Raw genomic sequence first — 18,552 nt, 5'->3', positions numbered from 1 at the left:
TGATCTTTTCCAATGGGTATAATGTATTATGAATATTTTTCTGAATGGAACGACACTCATGGATTGGAGTGATGGGATGGGAGTTTTCTTGAAACTGGTTGTGATCGGTGCGATCTCGGGGGTGATTCTTGCAGCAGTGATGAAGGTCATCTGCAGGATTACGGGCAGCAAAGCGGACATCCTGCTCTATAATATGGACTACATTCCGATACTTAAGCAATGGAGTGACAAAAAGATTACAGGCATACTGTTCCACTATGGCACGTGTATAGCGAGTGCGGTCGTGCTGTATTATCTGCTCATCCCCTTCGGGTGGGGGATGGATGTATGGCCATATATCCTTGTATTTACTGTAGGCGGGGGCATCCTCTATTTCCTCAGTGCATTGACAAAGACACCGCCTGCACCGAACGATTTCATGGCCTGGTTCTACTGGACGCTCGGGCACGGGATATTTGGGCTGTCGGTGGGACTTCTGATCAGACTATGGATATAAAGTCATCTTCCCATCTTGCGAAATCTGCATAATCTCTTTAAAATATTTGGAGCATTTGTGATTGCAATCATGGATAATGTAGAATGAATATAAAGAGATAAGGATAGGAGATGCTGTTGTGTCCAATCAGGAATTCGAAACGCATAATGTAAAAATAGATAAGCTGGATAAGAAAGGTTCCGGGATGGGGTATGTATGGCGTGATGCCGGCGGCAGCAACCCGAGGAAACTGAAGCTGAACGTCCCCCAGACACTCATCGGGGAGGAGGCGAAGGTCACCGTACCGAACCCCGACAGGAAGCTGGCACGTGTACTGCCGGATGAAATCGCCACACAGCACCCGGAGCGTGTTGCACCGCCATGTCCACACTTCGAGAAGTGCGGTGGATGTGTGTGGCAGCACTGGACGTATGAAGGGCAGCTGGCCTATAAGACGGGGGAAGTGAAATCATTCCTCGAACGTTACGGGTTCGACTCCGGTGTCGTAGCGGATGCGCTCGGCATGGAAACACCGTGGGAGTACCGCAACAAGATGGAATTCACCTTCGGCAAGGACGGTGCGCTTGGCCTCCATGAACTTGGAAATTTCCGCAACGTCATCGATCTGGATACATGCCTGATCGCCGGGGACGAGATGGTGGAGGCGATGCTTGAAGTCTCCGAATGGGCCCGGGAACATGAACTCAGCGGATATGACAAGGATAGGCATGAGGGGCTGCTCAGAAACCTCATGACAAGGCAGTCGCAGAAGACCGGCGAACTGATGCTTGCGATTTTTTCCACTGGCACTCCGGAAGAGAACCAGGAAGCCGTGGATGACCTCATCGGGCGATTGACTTCGAAATTTGAAAACCTCAAGAGCCTGATGTGGATGGAGAACAGGGACTGGGCGGATATGGCGCAGTCGGAGAAAACGCATGTACTCCACGGCCGTGACTATATCAACGATGAAATGTATGGATACAAATACAGGATCTGGTTCGATACTTTCTTCCAGACCAATCCGCTCCAGGCGGAGAAACTGGTGGATCTGGCAATCGAGATGGCTGAAGTCACCTCCGAAGAACGGATGATCGACCTGTTCTGCGGCGTCGGTACATTTTCACTGCCTTTTGCCAATAGAGTCAAGGCGCTGGCAGGCATCGAAATCGTTGAAACTTCAATCGAGTCCGCCAAAAGGAACGCCGAGGACAACGGGCTCGGCAATACCTATTTCCTCGCCAAGGACGCAAGGCGCGGCATGGATGAGGTGCTCGATACATGGGGCAGGCCGGACCTGCTCATGCTGGATCCGCCGCGTTCCGGGGCGGGAGGCAAGGTCATGCGCCGGATCGGCCGTCTTGGAACCGACCGTGTCGTTTATGTATCCTGCAACCCGGAATCATTTGCCGATGATATTACATGGCTGAGGGAATATGGATATGCACTCGAGCGCGTGCAGCCTGTGGACCTGTTTCCGCATACGGTGCATGTGGAACTCGTTGCCCTGTTAAGAAAAACGGATTCAACAGTATAGATATATGTATGGGTGGGGTGGATAGATTATGGAGGAGGCAGTTATGAAGCAATATCAATTCAAGCTTTCCGTAGATTCAAACAAGAAATCGGTAGCGATAGAAAATGATCATGATGATCCAGTCGGTTATGTTGAAAAGGCAGTCTTAAGAAATTGTGAAAAGCGGAACACCTATTCATATACATCCACCCAGGGCGATTCCCTCATACTGGGATTGAAGAAGCGCAAATTCAGGGATATGAACATTTCAAAATATATCATCGTAGCGGATGATCTTGAGCTTGTATTCAAGGAAAGACCCGGCACCAGCCTGCTCCACTTCCGTGTCGATGGCCGGATAGACCACCAGTTCATGAGCATCGAGGAGAACTGGAGTGGAGATATGGAGGTCTACTTCCATGGAGATCATATTGCGACGGTGAAGGAGGATGTGGTCAGCGGGGATACCGTCATCCTGGCGGACAGCCATCTGGATGACCATTCCATCAAATTCGGAATTCTTGTCCTCATGTACTTCATGTTCAAAGTCTATAAGCGGGAATCCTGGGATGTTGCCAATCTGCTGGCCTAGGGAGACATCATGAACAGCCTTGAAAAATATCAGCCGCTGATCCTGCTTACCGCTATACTTATGGGCATGCTGATGGGCGGCATCGACACCATCCAGCAGCATGCCGGCGCCCTCATCCCCCCTTTCCTCATGCTGATGCTGTATGGGCTGTTTCTGCTGATGCCATTGAAACGTGTATTCACTTCATTCAGAAAGGTGAAGTTCGTGCTCGTTTCCCTCGGCATCAATTTTTTATGGACCCCCGTCCTTGCCTATGTGATCGGCATGGTCTTCCTCTCGGACCATCCGTTGATATGGATCGGATTCGTCATGCTGACAGTGACTCCCTGCACCGACTGGTATCTTGTTTTCACCGGCCTGGCGAAAGGGGACACGGTGCTGTCGGCGTCCCTGCTGCCGATCAACCTGATACTGCAGCTGCTCCTGCTGCCTGCCTACCTCTATCTGTTCTTCGGATTTGAACAGGGCATCGGGCTGTCATTTTCAGGAATCATACAGAGTGTGCTGATTGTGGTGGGCATCCCCTTCGTGCTGGCACTGCTGACAAAGCGTGTCCTGCCTTCGGAGGGCAGGGTGGAGGGCTTCTTCGACACTTTCAATGTCATTTTTCTGGGGCTTGCCGTGACCGCGATGTTCGCTTCGGAGCGCGATACACTGCTCGGGAACTTTGACGTCGTGCTCCTGCTGCTGGGGCCACTGCTGCTGTTCTTTGCGATCACCTTCACGGTGGGCACCACAGCGGGCAGACTGTTCCGGTTCAGCCACAAGGAATCCGTCAGTCTGGTCATGATGACATTGGCACGCAATTCTCCGCTTGCACTCGCCATTGCCATCACTGCATTTCCGGATCATCCAGTGATCGCATTATCCCTCGTCATCGGGCCCATCATCGAGCTGCCGATACTGGGCCTTGCTTCTAGAATACTGATCAGACATAAATAAAAGGCAGGAAAAGAATTCCGAGTAGTCTAACGCAGTCGAACCTTTGAATGTAATACAGGAGAGGAGGTGCTCATCATCAAGTGGATTGGTTTAACTATAATGTTACTGGGCGCATTGATGTATTGGACCTCTGTAGCCAGTGGACCAGAGACCTTTTGGACCAGTGTGTCCATGGTGCTACTGTTTATTGGTGCTAACATACTGGCTGTTGGAAGCATAAGAGATAAGCGAAAGAAATAAAATTAAGTTATTGTTTTATCACTTGATATTCAAAAAATAAAAAAACATCCAGTCAATAGACTGGATGTTTGCGTTGTGGTGCTGGATGGTCTGTACTGGGATCGAACCAGTGACCCCTTCGATGTCAACGAAGTGCTCTCCCGCTGAGCTAACAGACCCTACTTTTATTTATCCGTCGGGACCCCGAAACAATAATTTCAACACCTGATGGACAAGTGCCTGTCTGATGGATCACGTTTTAAAAACTACATATTCAAATTTACAATGTTATCCCGGAATTGTCAATAATGAAATGGGGATTCCGGGCATTATTTTTTGCCTTTGGCGGCCTCGGACTTTGCCATTTCTATGAAAGCCGTCATCCTGTCCAAGGCCCCTTTGAAGTCCTCCTTGAATTCATGTTCCCACATACGCATGATATGCCATCCTTCTTTACGATAATGGGCATTCACTTCACGGTCCCGTTCCATGTTCCTCCCGAGCTTCCTGTTCCAGAATTCCTGATTGCTCTTCGGCCAGTTGCCATGGTCGGGGCACATATGCCAGAAACAGGAGTCGATGAAGATGACCACCCTGTATTTCTGGATTGCGATATCCGGAGACCCTTTCAACGTGCGTACATTCTTCCTGAACCGGTAGCCTTCAGCCCACAGGGCTTTCGTAACCCTGTTCTCGAGTTTCGACTGGGACCTGATCCGGCTCATCGTCCGCCTTCTCTTTTCTGTAGACATCATATCGGCCACTGTCGCCACCTCCCATCTTTCCATTCACCTACCCAGCTAGGGCGTTAAACATTCGTCATGAAAATTGATGGAGAGCAGAGTATTTTAAATTTGAAAAATGTTTTGACAAATATAATAATCCATAGTATTGTAGTATACATTATTAATAATACAGTTCTATCACTTATCCAGAGTGGCGGAGGGACAGGCCCTATGACGCCCGGCAACCATCAGGCAATCAAGTCTGATAAGGTGCTAATTCCTGCAGGAGATTTTCCTGGAAGATAAGAGGAGGCGGAGGCTCTCTTCTTATATAGGAAGAGAGCTTTTTTATTATTACAACCAGGAGGAGATTATATTGACAAAAAAAGAAAATGCAACTTATGACCTGGAGACGCTGTCGCTCCATGGCGGACAGGCGCCGGATCCGACAACAGGCGCAAGGGCGGTGCCGATCTATCAGACGACCTCGTACGTTTTCCATGACACGGACCATGCGGAGAGCCTGTTTTCCCTGGATGAACCGGGGAACATCTACTCGCGCATCGGAAATCCTACGGTGGAGGTGTTCGAAAAGCGCATGGCCCTTCTTGAGGACGGGGTGGCGGCAGTGGCGACTTCTTCCGGAATGTCAGCCATCACACTGTCCATACTGAACCTGGCAAGTGCGGGGGATGAAATCGTGGCGGGGTCGAACCTCTATGGCGGTACATACAATCTGTTTGCAGTCACTCTGCCCAGATACGGCATCAACGTCAAATTTGTCGATCCTGCCGACCCGGAAAATTTCAAGGCGGCGATCACAGGGCGGACGAAGGCTGTATTCGCCGAAACAATCGGCAATCCCGGACTTCAGGTCCTTGACGTTGAAGCAGTTGCCAAAGTGGCGCATGAAGCCGGCGTACCATTGATCGTCGATAATACGTTCGCCACACCGCACGTCTTCAAGCCGATTGAATGGGGAGCGGACATCGTCGTCCACTCGGCAACAAAATGGATCGGCGGGCACGGCACTTCCATAGGCGGGGTGGTCATCGATGGGGGGCGGTTCAACTGGAATACCGAAAAATTCCCGGAATTCACCGAACCCGATACGAGCTATAACGGCATCCGTTATGCTGTGGATTTCGGCACACTTGCCTTCATCACGAAAATCCGCGTGCAGCTGTTGCGGGACTTCGGGGCAAGCCTCAGTCCACAGAATGCCTTCCAGCTGATCCAGGGACTGGAGACTCTACATATACGTGTCGAAAGGCATAATGAAAATGCGCAGGAGGTTGCCCGCTTCCTGGAGGCCCATCCTGCGGTGGAGTGGGTGACATATCCCGGTCTGGAGAACCACCCGTCCCATGATATTGCGAAGAGGCAGTTCGAGAATGGATACGGTTCAATCATCACCTTCGGGATCAGGGGCGGAAAACCGGCAGGGAAGAAACTGATCGACAATGTCTCGCTATGGTCCCATGTTGCAAATGTCGGCGATGCGAAGTCACTGATCATCCATCCGGCGTCCACGACCCATCAGCAGCTGACGAAGGAACAGCTTGAGGAGACCGGCGTGCTGGAAGAACTCATCCGTCTGTCGGTGGGCATTGAATCCGTAAGGGATATCACAAAAGATCTGGGGCAGGCGCTGAAGAAGGCCACAGGAATCGGGGATGGATCAGCAGATGCGGCAGTCATCAATGACGAAGGGGTCATAAGATGGGCACTGGATTCCCCGACGGAGAAGATCATCGGAGAGAACGGAGAGGAGACGGTACGGCAGAAGACGCTGGCGGTGGTCGGATTGAGCGGCAAGGAAGCCAGACCGAGCTACCGCCTTGCACGGAAGATGCAGCGCCTCGGCTACCGGATCATTCCAGTCAATCCGAGGGAAACGGAGATACTCGGTGAAAAGGCCTATCCGGATCTCTCAAGCGTTCCCGATGCCATCGATGTCGTCCAAGTATTCAGAAGTCCTGAAGCGGCAATTGAAATAGCGAAGGAAGCGCTCGATGTGAACCCGAGGGTCTTTTGGCTCCAGGAAGGCGTCGTCTCTCCGGAAGCTGCGGAAATCGCAAGGGAAGGCGGCATACAGGTGGTGCATAACCGTTGCACATACAAAGAGGCACAGCGTCTGCGGGGCACGATTTCCACATACGCATGTGAAATATAGGATGGAGGTCATAAAAATGAAATCATCAATATTCAATCAGAGGGCATGGGCACTTATCGTGCTTGCCCTGGTGGCTGTCGTGGCCGGCTGTGGCTCAGGAGAGGCCGAATCGGCAGAGTCTTCGGGCGCTCCTGAGAAGATCAGACTGGACTATGCATATTACTCGCCTACAAGCCTCGTGCTGAAAGAGTTCGGATGGGCAGAAGAGGAATTCGAAGAAGAAGGGATAGAAATCGAATGGACATTGAGCCATGGAAGCAACAAGGCGCTTGAATTCCTGAATAGCGACAGTGTCGACTTCGGCTCGACTGCCGGTGCCGCTGCGCTGATGTCAAAGGCCAATGGTGCGCCGATAAAGAATGTATATATCGCCTCCAAACCGGAATGGACGGCTTTGGTGAAAACGGAGGATTCCGATATTGAAAGCATGGAGGATCTGAAAGGCAAAAAGGTGGCTGCGACGCTTGGCACCGATCCATACATCTTCCTGCTCAGGGCCCTGAATGAAGAAGGTGTCTCCCAGGATGATGTCGAGATTGTAAACGTTCAGCACAGCGACGGTGCCACTTCACTGACAAACGGCGATGTCGATGCATGGGCAGGACTTGACCCCCATATGGCCCGTCTGGAAGTTGAATCGGGTGCAGAGCTGTTCTACCGCAATCCGGATTTCAATACATACGGCTTCCTGAATGTAAGGGAGGATTTTGCATCGGATCACCCGGAATATGTAAGCCGTGTAATCGAAGCATATGAAAAAGCCAGGAAATGGATTCAGAAAAACCCTGAGGAGGCTGTGGAAATAATGGTGAAGGAAGCGCAGATCGAGCCTGAAGTGGCAAGGTTGCAGCTGGAACGCAACGATTTTTCAAACCCGGTTCCGGGAGCGGTCCATCAGGAAGCACTGATCGAATCGGGCAATATCCTGCAGGAAGTCGATGTAATCGATCCTGATGCGGATATAGATGCTCTGGTCTCCGACCTCATTGAGCCAAGTTTTGCCGAAGAGACGATAGAAAGTAAGGAATAGATGATTAAAGGAGTGAAGATGATGGAAAAAAGCGCTGGTCGATTCGTTGGGACGCAAGTTGCAGATGAAAGCAGTACGGACGCGAAGCGGGAACCCAGGGACAATAAAAGACTGCAGTCCATATTGCTCGGCAGTCTGCTGCCCGTTCTTCTTATTGCAGTGTGGGAAGTGCTGAGCCGCATCGGCGTCTTCCCTGCCTACCAGTTGCCTGCACCGACCACAATCCTTTCGACGATAAGGGAGATGGCCCAGGACGGCAGCCTGTACAGCCATGTCGGGATTACGACCTTCAGGGTGTTTGCGGGATTTGTCATAGGGACGCTATTGGCGATTGTATTGGGCTCGGTGGTAGGGTTCTATGAAAAGGCGGAGCAGATCTTCGATCCGATGATCCAGGCTTTCCGTTCCATCCCATCATTGGCATGGGTGCCCCTGTTCATACTCTGGATGGGAATCGGTGAGCCTTCCAAGGTGACCATGATTGCTGTGGGTGTGTTTTTTCCCGTCTACCTGAATGTAGTCAGCGGGATTGCCGGAGTCGACCGTAAATTGATCGAGGTCGGGAAGATGTATGGGCTGAACACTTTCCAGCTGATCAGAAGGGTCATCCTCCCGGCATCCATGCCCTCTTTTCTGACAGGGCTCAGAAGTGGGCTTGGACTGGGTTGGATGTTTGTTGTTGCCGCTGAACTCATGGGGGCGAGCACCGGTCTCGGATATCTTCTCGTACTTGGACAGAATACACTTTCACCGGAAATCATCATTGCCAGCATCATCCTGTTCGCAATCATAGGAAAACTGACGGATTGGATATTGAAGATTGTGGAGCAGCGTGCACTGCATTGGCAGGATGGCATGGTCAAATCATAGGAGGGATCGCATGAACTTGAACTTACAGGATGTCGGCAGGACTTTTGATGGCAAGGAAGTGGTCAGAAACGTATCTTTCATTGCGGAACCGGGTGAAATCATCGGGCTGCTCGGTACGAGCGGCTGCGGCAAAAGTACGATTCTGCGGGCGATTTCCGGCCTGGACGATGCATATGACGGCCGGATAGAAATCAATGGGAACGTCTCCAGGAAGGTCCAGGATACAACAGGTTTCATCTTCCAGGAGCCGCGTCTCATGCCCTGGCTGACCGTCCTTGAAAATGTCACTTTCGGTCTGAAAGGAAGCAGGGATGAAAAAGAGGCGGCAGGAAAAAGATATCTGGAAAGCGTCGGCCTCGGGGGGAGCGAAGCATTGTATCCAAGAGCACTTTCGGGCGGGATGGCCCAGCGCGTCGCCATTGCACGGGCGCTTGTCACGTCCCCTGAAATACTGCTTCTGGATGAACCTTTCAGTGCGTTGGATGCATTTACCAAGATGCAGCTCCAGGATCTCCTGATGGAAATATGGAAGGAATATCGGACGACAATCATTCTGGTGACGCACGATATTGACGAAGCAACTTATCTCTGTGACCGGATCATCACTTTGCGGGGTCAGCCGGGAGAGATGGACAGGGTGATTACGATTGAGCAGGAAAGGCCGAGAGAGCGGGGAAGCAGACAGCTGGCCGAGTATAAGAAAGAAATACTGGGCAGCCTGGATCTGAACCAGTCGACACAGTATGAACAGCAGATAAATTCATGAGGGAGGAAGTGCATATCATGTCACATAGAGTTTCGGAAGTCATCAATCCAATAGAGGATACATACAATCTGTCCAACTATGAGGAAATACGCCACTCGTATGAATGGCAGCAGGCCGGGGAGGGGCTGCGCTTCAAGGAGACCGGGAAGGTCAACATCGCCTATGAGACCATCGACCGTCATGTAGAGGATGGATATGGGGATAAGATCGCCCTCCACTATGTAGATGGGGAAACAAGGGTGTCCATGACTTTCAGGGAAGTCAAGGAGAAGACAGACCACTATTCCCGTATTCTGAGAAGCAATGGGGTCAAAAAGGGCGACCGCGTCTTCATCTTCCTTCCTAAAACGCCGGAATGCTACATCTCGATATTGGCGGCCATAAAGATAGGTGCGATTGCAGGACCGCTTTTCGAAGCCTTCATGGAAGATGCGGTAAGGGACAGGATCAACGACTGCAGGGGGACGCTGCTGATTACGAATAGGGACATGGTCTCCCGTGTGCCGCAAGATGACATCCCCTCGTTGGAGACCATACTGTATGCCGAGGACATCGAAGCGGCACCCGTGGAAAACGGTGGAGAACAGGTGGAATGGATGGATCTGGAGGATGGCATGCTGATCCATTATACAAGCGGCTCCACTGGAAAGCCCAAGGGCGTGCTGCATGCGCACCGTGTCATGACCCACCAGTACGAATCAGGGAAGTGGGTGCTCGACATCAGGGACGATGATGTCTACTGGTGCACTTCACATCCCGGTTGGGTGACTGGCAGCGTATATGGCCTGTTCGCGCCATGGCTGAACCGGGCGACGATCGTCATCCAGGGTGGGCGTTTCAAAGCGGAAAACTGGTACCAGCTCATAGCGGATCTGAAAGTGACGGTATGGTACAGTGCGCCGACGGCTTTCAGAATGCTCCTCTCCCAGGGAGATGTACTGAAAGACTATGACCTGTCCTCGTTAAGGCACATTCTGAGTGTTGGTGAACCGTTGAATCCCGAAGTCATATACTGGGCGTGGGAACGTCTCGGTGTCAGGATACATGACACGTGGTGGATGACGGAAACAGGTGCACATCTGATCGTGAATCTTCCGGGTGAAAAAATAAAGCCCGGGTCCATGGGACGGCCGTTCCCCGGCATAGAAGTCGGTATCCTCGATGAAGCGGGGAACGAGCTGCCGCGGAGATCTGTCGGGCAGCTTGCAGTCAGAACACCATGGCCGGGACTGATGAAGGAAATATGGGGAAACAGGGACAAGTTCGATTCCTATTTCAAGTATGAAGGGTGGTACGTATCAGGGGACCTGGCATACCAGGACGAAGAGGACTACGTCTTCTTCCAGAGCCGCGACGATGATATGATCAACTCTGCCGGTGAGCGTATCGGTCCATTCGAAGTGGAGAGCAAGCTGATCGAGCATCCAGCTGTACAGGAAGCGGGAGTGGTCGGAAAGCCGGACCCTGTGCGAGGAGAACTCGTCAAGGCATTCATCGTCCTGAGGGAAGGGTATGAGCAGTCCGACAGCCTGCTTGAAGACATCCGTATATTTGTAAGAAACCATTTGGCCGCGCACTCGGCACCGAGGGAGATAGAAGTGATGGAGGAACTGCCGAAGACTACAATCAGCGGCAAAATTTTGAGGCGTGAGCTGAAAAGGATGGAAATCGAAAAACAGAAAGAATCGGAGCTGAGAAAAGTATAGGATTATCCGATGGATTGGAGTAATATAGACTCCCTTCAAAATGGACATTTTCACCTGTCTGTTTTGAAGGGAGTCTTCTTATGTGTACTTGCATATTCTGGTTTTGGATTTGTTTCAGCAGGGTTATCGCTAAACGTATCGTCTGCTCACACGGTCAGCTCATTTTCGGACTCGATATTGATTATTTCGTGCAGCAGCTTCTGCAGGACAGCAGCAAACACCGCAATGACCAGTGAAGCGAATATCGGCACCATACCCATGATGATGAGTTCCGGAGTGTCACTCACTTCTGCTGCGATATAGACAAACGGTGCTATAAGGATGTAGAGCACACTGAAAAGAAAAGCGGACAGCTTGATCTTCTGTAAGGCACTGACGGAAAGCCCGGAGAATGCGTCGTCCCGATCGATATAATTCAGCAGCCTGAATGACTGGTACAGCGCGGATAGGTAGGGGAGGACCGACAGGAGGGCACCGATGGATATGGGATACAGCATCAGGGCATAATCGGAGTTGACCGGATTTCGCAATAGAAAGGAAATCATGACTACAGTACCTGTCAGGACGGGCAGGGCCATGCACACCAGGGCAGTTTTCAGGAAAAGGGATAATCCTCGTTTCATCTCATGCACCTCACACATTGATATTTTTACTCATTTTGCAGCTTCATTGTTCAAATCCACATAATGGTTTTCCTGTCTATTCTTCCATGTCCTCGTCGTTCACATACTCGAGTATATCTCCGGGCTGGCATTCGAGCGCCCTGCACAATGCTTCAAGTGTGGAGAAACGGATCGCCTTGGCTTTGCCATTTTTAAGTATTGACAGATTTGCCATGGTGATGCCCACCCGGCTGGACAGTTCCGTTACACTCATTTTCCTTTTGGCGAGCATTACGTCGATATTTATTCTGATTGCCATCATTACACCTCAGACCGTCAAATCGTTTTCGGATTTGATATTTATTGCTTCGTTCAGAAGCTTCTGCAGAACTGCAGCAAAGACGCCGACTACCAGGGCGGCAAAGATGGGTACCATTCCGACGAAAATCAGGCCGGGCGCGTCGTCAATCTCTGCGACGATATAGACAAAGGGCAAGATTACTGCATAGACCAGGCTGATTGAAAAAGCGGCGAGCTTGATCTTCTTCAGCGCTTTGACGGAAAGATCCGAGAATGCCTTTTTGCCATCAATGTAGTTCAGCAGCTTGAAAGACTGGTACAGCGCGAAGACGAAGGGGATGACTGTCAGCAGTACGCCAATGAATATGGGATAGAGTATCAGAGCGTAGTCCGGATTGACCGGGTTGCGCAGCAGGAAGGATATGGCGAATCCGGCACCCCCGAGGACGGGCAGGGCCATCAGGATGACAGCAGCTTTTAGAAATAATGATGATCCACGTTCCATTTCATACACCTCACAAGTTGTTATGCATATATAATAATATATTATTTATCGATTATCAATAAATAAATATTGAAAAGTGATAAAATTATAATCATGGGTTAATGATGATTTACATAAAATTAACACCTCCTTAACACCGCATTGTTACTCTCTTATATGAACGACATATATGTATAAGGAGAGATTGGAATGAAATCATTTTACAGACTGCTCGGTACGACAGCTTTTGCTTCTCTATTGTTTGCGGGACCACTGTCATCGGATACATATGGTGCTGGAGGTGGAAATCCTCCTGGGTTCAGCAATGCTTCTGAAAATGCGTTCAGCAATGCGGATGCACCGTTGAATGTGCAGCATATTGCGCGTTATACGAGTGGCGCAGCCTTTGACGAAGCTGGTACAGAAATCGTCAAATACAACTACAGAAATGGATATGCCTATTCTGTAAACGGTGCCGAATCTGCTCTGGACATCATCGACATTGCCGGGCAGCAGGATGGCAATATTGAACTTGTCAGGCGGATTGGGTTGGATACACTCGGCATACCGGCCGGGGATATCACGAGTGTTGCTGTGCATCCAAAAGGGAAATATATCGCGGTTTCTGTACCTGCAGAAGACCTGACTGAACCGGGTCATGTGATATTCATGGATGAGAATGGCATATATATGAACGACCTCACAGTCGGCAGTCTGCCGGATATGCTGACTTTTACCACTGACGGCAGGCAATTGCTCGTTGCAAATGAAGGAGAGCCGTCTGATGATTATCAGACGAATCCCGAAGGCAGCATCTCCATTATAGATATCACAGGAAATCCGAAAAATCTGGATGAGAGCCGGGTAGCGACACTGCCGTTCACCGAGGACCATGTTCCCCAAGATGTCCGCATCGTCGGTCCTGATCCAAAGACTGACCATCTGAATATGGAACCTGAATTCATTACGGTGGACGGCAATGATCGGTTTGCATATGTTTCCTTGCAGGAGAGCAATGCGATTGCCAAAGTCGATATGCAGAATAAAGAGATATCTGCAGTGAAGTCGATGGGCTACAAGGACCATTCCAAGGAAAGGAATGCGATGGATCCTTCGGATCGGGATGACAGGATGGGGTTGCGTCAAGTGCCGGTCCTCGGCCTGTATCAGCCGGATGGCATCACATCATTCGAGAAGGACGGAGAGACATATATACTGACAGCCAATGAAGGGGATGCCCAGGACTATGACGGTTACAGTGAAGAGGCGAGGGTTGCGGATCTCCAGGGTGCCATTGAGCTGGACGCAGAAAACTACGGAGGCTATACGCAGGAAGGGCTGGATGAAATGATGTCCGGGGACTTGTTCAGTGATGAAAACCTTGGCAGGCTTACAGTGACCAAGCAGCATGACTATAAGGATGGAAGCACGCATGAGGCGATTGTATCATTTGGCGGGCGCTCCTTTTCAGTATTGAAGGGATCCGATCTCAGTCAAATATATGACAGCGGCAATGAATTTGAGAGTATCATTCTGGATCAAGTGCCGGAAAGGTTCAATGGCGACTTCGAAAGTGCGGAATCATTCATCAAAGATGATCGCAGTGACAATAAGGGACCCGAGCCGGAATCCGTGGAAGTCGGAGAGGTGGGTGGAAAGACCTATGCTTTCATCGGCCTGGAACGCACAGGGGGCATAATGGTCTATGATGTGACAGATCCGGCAGCCCCGGTCCATGTCCAGTATATCCATGATGAATCGAACACTGACATTTCACCGGAAGGGATTGAATTCATCAGCAGTCAGGACAGTCCAACGGGCAGAGCGATGCTGATGGTCGCCAATGAACTTTCGGGCACAATCTCGACGTATTCACTTCAATAGCAACTGCAGACCAGGGTTCCATGGAATCCTGGTTTTTTGTATGTATAAAGATAGTCAATTAGTTTATCCGTAAAATCAACTATTTGTACTTTTTCTGATAATTATAAATAAAACGTTGTAAGCGCTTTTACATTGTGATATATTCTAAATATAATTAGTTTATCGTATAAATTAATTGTTTTTAAATCATGTAGGAATTTTACAAAGGGGAGCAGAGATCATGGACAGACCAAGAATAGAAGGTGAATTTTCAAGGGAGCAGTACCATACGGCGAAGCTGTGGCAGATTGCGGCTTTCGCATTGAACAACACTGCGACGAACATATTCCTGTTCGGTATGGGGTTTGTTACATATTATACAACCGGAGTCGCGGGCCTGACAGTGATGGTTGTCAGTACCATACTTGCGCTGATGCGGGTCTTCGACAGCATCACCGATCCGCTGATCGGCTTCATTATCGATAAGACCGAAACGAAGTTCGGCAAATTCAGGCCGATCATGGTATTCGGGAATGCGATACTGATTCTGACATTCCTGCTGATGTTCAATGTAATCCATCTGTTCCCGGAAAGTCTGCACTTCATAGTATTTGTCGTCCTGCAGTTCTTCTATATCATCGGCTACACGATGCAGACGACGGTGACACGGGCGGCACAGACGGTTCTGACCAATCACCCGAGACAGCGTCCTCTGTTCTCCATCTTTGATGCGATATTCACACTTTCACTATTCACGTTCGGCCAGCTCTATGCCTCCCAGTACATGATCGGCAAATACGGCGACTTCACGGAAGCCTACTTCACAGAACTGTCCTTCACTTTCGCCGCCATTTCAGTACTCTTCACAGTGCTTGCGGTAATCGCCATCTGGGGCAAGGATCGCAAGGAATTCTATGGAATCGAGGATGTCAACGTCAAGACACGGTTCCGTGACTACTGGCCTGTGCTGAAGCGCAACAGGGCCCTGCAGATGCTGGTCATTTCAGCGGCTACCGACAAGTTCGCCGCGATGTTCATGAACCAGCAGGTCGTGCAGGTGATGTTCTTCGGCATACTGATCGACAATTTTGCGCTGAGCGGGCAGTTCGGCCTCATTATCCTGATACCGAGTCTTTTCGTCGTATTCTTTGGTGTAAGATATGCCCAGAACCTGGGGCTCAGACGGGCCCTGATCCTATTTTCCTATATCGGTGCGATCTCCTTCACGATACTGTTTGTATTGATGCTGCTCTTCGACACTGAACAGTTTGCGCTCGGCAACTGGGGTGTGCTGTCCATAATGTTCCTGATCCTGTTTTCACTCGGACGTTCAGTCAGTGTGCTGACACCATCGATCGTCATCCCGATGATTGCGGATGTATCGGATTATGAAACGTACGAGTCAGGGAGATATATACCCGGCATGATCGCAGCACTGTTCTCCTTCGTCGACAAACTGGTTTCGAGTACAGCACCATTCGTCGTCGGTGCGCTTGTAGCCCTGATCGGTTTCGGCGACGAGTTCCCGACCGTCACGGACGGATTGACGACAGGCATCCTGTGGGTAGGTCTCATGACGGCGCTTGGCTTCCCGATACTCGGCTGGGTCATCTCGATCATCGCAATGCGGTTCTATCCGTTGACGAAAGAGAAGATGGCAGAAATACAGCTGGAACTCAACAATACGAAAAACTTCATATTGGATGCACGTGACCGTAAAATGGCGGAAGAAGACGGAATATCACTGGATGGAGAAACATCAGGAAACGACAGGAATGATCGGGAGTAAATGTAATAAGACAAAGTTTCGTTTCCCGGTCGAAGCACCTGGCTCATTCTGAGAAATACCAAAATAATTCTACAAGGAGAGATATTGATGCTTTATCCAATAACTACTGAAACGAGAAACCTGATCGATTTATCCGGAGTATGGAAATTTAAGCTGGATGAAGGACAGGGGCATGAAGAAAAATGGTATTCCGAAAAACTCGATACGAAGGAATATATGGCAGTGCCTGCGTCATATAATGATGCAGCTGTGTATGAGAAGACCAGGAACCATGTAGGTACGGTATGGTACGAAAAGGAATTCACACTGCCGAAACATATCCGTGAGGAAGAAATCATACTGCGTTTCGGTTCAGTGACGCATAATGCAGAAGTATATTTCAATGGAGGGAAGATTGCCGAGCATAAGGGCGGATTCCTACCATTTGAAGTGAAGATCAATGAGCATCTTGAAAAAGGAAAGAACAGGGTGACGGTCGCAGTCGACAATATCCTCGATGAATCCACACTGCCTGTCGGCATGTACAAGGAAGAGACGGTGAACGGCCGGACGAAAAAGTATAACGATCCGAACTTCGACTTTTTCAACTATGCCGGCATCCATCGTCCTGTCAAAATATATACGGTACCAAAAGTCCACGTCTCTGATCTGACTGTTTCTCCGGTAAATGAGAATGGCAGCTACGCTTTCGACTATGAAGTGGAAACGAGTGGTGAGGCGGAAAAGGTTGAAATTGTCGTACAGGATGAGGACGGCAATGTGGTATACGAAGGCGAAGGAAAGACCGGCAAGGCCAGCATTAAAGAGCCGAAGCTCTGGGAGCCGATGGACAGCTACCTGTATGATTTCAACGTCTATCTCAAAGATGGTTCCGGAGAAGTGTTGGACCATTACGTGCTGCCTGCTGGTATCAGGACGGTCGAAGTGGCAGATGGCCAATTCAGAATCAATGACAAACCTTTCTACTTCAAAGGCTTCGGCAAGCATGAGGATACCTACATCCATGGACGCGGCTTCAATGAAGCGGCAAACATACTCGACTTCAATCTGATGAAGTGGATCGGCGCCAACTCGTTCAGGACGGCACACTATCCATACTCTGAAGAGATGATGCGGCTCGCTGACAGGGAAGGATTCGTCGTAATCGATGAAACGCCGGCTGTCGGTGTCCACCTCAACTTCATGGCCACAATGTTCGGACCGGGCGAAAAGCGCAATACGTGGAAAGAGATCCAGACGATGGACCACCACAGGGAAGTCATCAAGGATCTCGTGAAGCGTGACAAGAACCATGCTTCAGTCGTCCTTTGGAGCATTGCGAACGAACCGGCTTCTGAAGAAGAGGGTGCCTATGACTACTTCAAGCCGCTCTATGACCTGACGAAGGAATGTGACCCGCAGAAGCGTCCGGCTACAGTGGTCACACACCTCATGGCGACACCTGAGAAGGAACAGGTGGCGGATCTTGTCGATGTACTCGCGATGAACAGGTATTATGGTTGGTATACACAGAGTGGCGATCTGGAAGATGCCAAAATCGCATTGGAAAATGAATTCCAGCACTATGCGGAAGCCTATCCGGACAAACCGATCATCATGACGGAATATGGGGCGGATACGGTAGCCGGCTTCCATGCGGTCGACCCGATCATGTTCACGGAGGAATACCAGAAGCTCTTCCTTGAAGCCAACCATGAAATCTTCGATAAGACGAAGAACTTCGTCGGAGAGCATATCTGGAACTTTGCCGACTTCGAGACGAGCCAGGGTGTCATCAGGGTCCAGGGCAACAAGAAGGGCATATTCACAAGAGACCGCAAACCTAAGATGGCGGCCCACTACATGAAGGAAAGATGGGAAGGCATCCCGCACTACAACTATAAAAAATAATGCCAAACGAAGGCGGATTATCCCTTGTCAGAATCATCAATCAGTTTATTTGATAGTCGGGCGAAACTCCAATACAATGTAGATAGACTATAAAAGGAGTTGAGCTTTAATGAAACCTTTATATGAGGTAACAATGATCAACACTGGCGGTAGAGAAGGCGAAGTTCATAGTGAAGACAATTCATTTTCAATGAATGTCAAGCAACCGAAGCAGATGTCGGGAGAAGATACTAAGGAAACGAACCCGGAACAACTTTTCGCAGCAGCATACAGTGCATGCTTCAACAGTGCGCTTGATGGTGTTCTGAAGAAGGCGAAAGAGGAAAATGCCGACCGTGTGGTCAAAGCGACGGCAAGACTCTTGAAGGACGAATCGGACGGCGGCTTCAAGCTCTCAGCTGAGATCGAAGTGGAATTCGATGGAGTGGAGCAGGACAAAGCCCAACAATATGTGGAAGACGCGCATGAATTATGCCCATACTCCAAGATGTCCCGTGATGGCATCGAAGTGGAGCTCAAAGGCACAACAAAATAAAAAACGAATGAACGGACGGGAAGCATCCATGCTTCCCGTTTTTAATTGTGAAAAATGGTATAATCGTACTGG

The 18,552-nt window shown here is 49.9% G+C and carries 17 protein-coding genes, 1 tRNA gene and 1 riboswitch; of the genes, 13 read left to right on the top strand and 5 right to left on the bottom strand.

Features of this window, described 5'->3' with window-relative positions; translation table 11 throughout:
- Nucleotides 1-28 precede the first annotated feature (28 nt).
- The 4 genes from RQP18_RS09125 to RQP18_RS09110 all read left to right on the top strand — a co-directional run bounded on the left by RQP18_RS09125 (nt 29) and on the right by RQP18_RS09110 (nt 3,525).
- Nucleotides 29-496, top strand: coding sequence for a hypothetical protein (locus RQP18_RS09125; RefSeq protein ID WP_373446012.1), 468 nt, complete (start codon nt 29-31; stop codon nt 494-496).
- Between the two features lie 118 nt (nt 497-614).
- Nucleotides 615-2,012 (top strand): 23S rRNA (uracil(1939)-C(5))-methyltransferase RlmD, encoded by a 1,398-nt coding sequence (gene rlmD / locus RQP18_RS09120; protein ID WP_342387381.1) that lies wholly within the window; start codon nt 615-617, stop codon nt 2,010-2,012.
- Nucleotides 2,013-2,055: 43 nt separating this feature from the next.
- Nucleotides 2,056-2,583 carry a hypothetical protein gene (locus tag RQP18_RS09115; protein WP_342387380.1) on the top strand — a complete coding sequence of 176 codons (528 nt, stop codon included), beginning with the start codon at nt 2,056-2,058 and terminating at the stop codon, nt 2,581-2,583.
- A gap of 9 nt (nt 2,584-2,592) precedes the next feature.
- Nucleotides 2,593-3,525, top strand: a complete 933-nt coding sequence (locus RQP18_RS09110) for an arsenic resistance protein (RefSeq protein WP_342387379.1) — start codon at nt 2,593-2,595, stop codon at nt 3,523-3,525.
- Between the two features lie 326 nt (nt 3,526-3,851).
- Here RQP18_RS09110 and RQP18_RS09105 read toward each other — a convergent pair.
- Nucleotides 3,852-3,923, bottom strand: a tRNA-Val gene (locus RQP18_RS09105).
- Between the two features lie 150 nt (nt 3,924-4,073).
- A complete protein-coding gene (locus RQP18_RS09100; RefSeq protein WP_342387378.1) occupies nt 4,074-4,532 on the bottom strand; it encodes a very short patch repair endonuclease in 459 nt (152 codons plus the stop codon).
- 136 nt (nt 4,533-4,668) lie between these two features.
- A riboswitch (SAM riboswitch) is annotated at nt 4,669-4,778 on the top strand.
- Between the two features lie 67 nt (nt 4,779-4,845).
- Here RQP18_RS09100 and RQP18_RS09095 point away from each other — a divergent pair.
- Genes RQP18_RS09095 through acsA form a run of 5 tightly spaced genes read left to right on the top strand, consistent with a single transcriptional unit; the run spans nt 4,846 to nt 11,017 of the window.
- Nucleotides 4,846-6,645, top strand: a complete 1,800-nt coding sequence (locus tag RQP18_RS09095; RefSeq protein WP_342387377.1) for a PLP-dependent aspartate aminotransferase family protein — start codon at nt 4,846-4,848, stop codon at nt 6,643-6,645.
- 16 nt (nt 6,646-6,661) lie between these two features.
- Nucleotides 6,662-7,675 carry an aliphatic sulfonate ABC transporter substrate-binding protein gene (locus RQP18_RS09090; protein ID WP_342387376.1) on the top strand — a complete coding sequence of 338 codons (1,014 nt, stop codon included), beginning with the start codon at nt 6,662-6,664 and terminating at the stop codon, nt 7,673-7,675.
- A 21-nt stretch (nt 7,676-7,696) separates the two neighbouring features.
- Nucleotides 7,697-8,545, top strand: coding sequence for an ABC transporter permease (locus tag RQP18_RS09085; protein WP_342387375.1), 849 nt, complete (start codon nt 7,697-7,699; stop codon nt 8,543-8,545).
- Nucleotides 8,546-8,555: 10 nt separating this feature from the next.
- Nucleotides 8,556-9,311, top strand: coding sequence for an ABC transporter ATP-binding protein (locus tag RQP18_RS09080; protein WP_342387374.1), 756 nt, complete (start codon nt 8,556-8,558; stop codon nt 9,309-9,311).
- A gap of 17 nt (nt 9,312-9,328) precedes the next feature.
- Nucleotides 9,329-11,017, top strand: coding sequence for an acetate--CoA ligase (gene acsA / locus RQP18_RS09075; protein ID WP_342387373.1), 1,689 nt, complete (start codon nt 9,329-9,331; stop codon nt 11,015-11,017).
- Nucleotides 11,018-11,163: 146 nt separating this feature from the next.
- Here acsA and RQP18_RS09070 read toward each other — a convergent pair whose 3' ends face one another.
- The 3 genes from RQP18_RS09070 to RQP18_RS09060 all read right to left on the bottom strand — a co-directional run bounded on the left by RQP18_RS09070 (nt 11,164) and on the right by RQP18_RS09060 (nt 12,424).
- Nucleotides 11,164-11,640 carry a DUF2975 domain-containing protein gene (locus tag RQP18_RS09070; RefSeq protein WP_342387372.1) on the bottom strand — a complete coding sequence of 159 codons (477 nt, stop codon included), beginning with the start codon at nt 11,638-11,640 and terminating at the stop codon, nt 11,164-11,166.
- Nucleotides 11,641-11,716: 76 nt separating this feature from the next.
- Nucleotides 11,717-11,938 (bottom strand): helix-turn-helix domain-containing protein, encoded by a 222-nt coding sequence (locus tag RQP18_RS09065; RefSeq protein ID WP_342387371.1) that lies wholly within the window; start codon nt 11,936-11,938, stop codon nt 11,717-11,719.
- A gap of 9 nt (nt 11,939-11,947) precedes the next feature.
- Nucleotides 11,948-12,424 carry a DUF2975 domain-containing protein gene (locus RQP18_RS09060; protein ID WP_342387370.1) on the bottom strand — a complete coding sequence of 159 codons (477 nt, stop codon included), beginning with the start codon at nt 12,422-12,424 and terminating at the stop codon, nt 11,948-11,950.
- Between the two features lie 189 nt (nt 12,425-12,613).
- Between RQP18_RS09060 and RQP18_RS09055 the strand changes: the two genes are divergently transcribed.
- The 4 genes from RQP18_RS09055 to RQP18_RS09040 all read left to right on the top strand — a co-directional run bounded on the left by RQP18_RS09055 (nt 12,614) and on the right by RQP18_RS09040 (nt 18,480).
- Nucleotides 12,614-14,287, top strand: a complete 1,674-nt coding sequence (locus RQP18_RS09055) for a choice-of-anchor I family protein (RefSeq protein ID WP_342387369.1) — start codon at nt 12,614-12,616, stop codon at nt 14,285-14,287.
- Nucleotides 14,288-14,507: 220 nt separating this feature from the next.
- Nucleotides 14,508-16,055, top strand: coding sequence for an MFS transporter (locus RQP18_RS09050; protein ID WP_342387368.1), 1,548 nt, complete (start codon nt 14,508-14,510; stop codon nt 16,053-16,055).
- Between the two features lie 87 nt (nt 16,056-16,142).
- A complete protein-coding gene (uidA, locus tag RQP18_RS09045) occupies nt 16,143-17,945 on the top strand; it encodes a beta-glucuronidase (RefSeq protein WP_342387367.1) in 1,803 nt (600 codons plus the stop codon).
- Between the two features lie 109 nt (nt 17,946-18,054).
- Nucleotides 18,055-18,480, top strand: coding sequence for an Ohr family peroxiredoxin (locus RQP18_RS09040; RefSeq protein ID WP_342387366.1), 426 nt, complete (start codon nt 18,055-18,057; stop codon nt 18,478-18,480).
- The last annotated feature ends 72 nt before the right edge of the window (nt 18,481-18,552 follow it).

The organism is Salinicoccus sp. Bachu38 (assembly GCF_038561955.2).
Classification (GTDB): Bacteria; Bacillota; Bacilli; order Staphylococcales; family Salinicoccaceae; genus Salinicoccus; species Salinicoccus bachuensis.
Note: the sequence above shows the minus strand (reverse complement) of the source record. Positions and strands in the feature narration are given on the sequence as shown.

Excerpts from the sequence above, each read along its gene's own strand:
- RQP18_RS09125 (WP_373446012.1), top strand. The coding sequence starts at position 29 with ATGAATATTTTTCTGAATGGAACGACACTCATGGATTGGAGTGATGGG.
- RQP18_RS09115 (WP_342387380.1), top strand. The coding sequence starts at position 2,056 with ATGAAGCAATATCAATTCAAGCTTTCCGTAGATTCAAACAAGAAATCG.
- RQP18_RS09110 (WP_342387379.1), top strand. The coding sequence starts at position 2,593 with ATGAACAGCCTTGAAAAATATCAGCCGCTGATCCTGCTTACCGCTATA.
- RQP18_RS09100 (WP_342387378.1), bottom strand. The coding sequence starts at position 4,532 with ATGGAAAGATGGGAGGTGGCGACAGTGGCCGATATGATGTCTACAGAA.
- RQP18_RS09090 (WP_342387376.1), top strand. The coding sequence starts at position 6,662 with ATGAAATCATCAATATTCAATCAGAGGGCATGGGCACTTATCGTGCTT.
- RQP18_RS09085 (WP_342387375.1), top strand. The coding sequence starts at position 7,697 with ATGGAAAAAAGCGCTGGTCGATTCGTTGGGACGCAAGTTGCAGATGAA.
- RQP18_RS09080 (WP_342387374.1), top strand. The coding sequence starts at position 8,556 with ATGAACTTGAACTTACAGGATGTCGGCAGGACTTTTGATGGCAAGGAA.
- acsA (WP_342387373.1), top strand. The coding sequence starts at position 9,329 with ATGTCACATAGAGTTTCGGAAGTCATCAATCCAATAGAGGATACATAC.
- RQP18_RS09070 (WP_342387372.1), bottom strand. The coding sequence starts at position 11,640 with ATGAAACGAGGATTATCCCTTTTCCTGAAAACTGCCCTGGTGTGCATG.
- RQP18_RS09065 (WP_342387371.1), bottom strand. The coding sequence starts at position 11,938 with ATGGCAATCAGAATAAATATCGACGTAATGCTCGCCAAAAGGAAAATG.
- RQP18_RS09060 (WP_342387370.1), bottom strand. The coding sequence starts at position 12,424 with ATGGAACGTGGATCATCATTATTTCTAAAAGCTGCTGTCATCCTGATG.
- RQP18_RS09055 (WP_342387369.1), top strand. The coding sequence starts at position 12,614 with ATGAAATCATTTTACAGACTGCTCGGTACGACAGCTTTTGCTTCTCTA.
- RQP18_RS09050 (WP_342387368.1), top strand. The coding sequence starts at position 14,508 with ATGGACAGACCAAGAATAGAAGGTGAATTTTCAAGGGAGCAGTACCAT.
- uidA (WP_342387367.1), top strand. The coding sequence starts at position 16,143 with ATGCTTTATCCAATAACTACTGAAACGAGAAACCTGATCGATTTATCC.
- RQP18_RS09040 (WP_342387366.1), top strand. The coding sequence starts at position 18,055 with ATGAAACCTTTATATGAGGTAACAATGATCAACACTGGCGGTAGAGAA.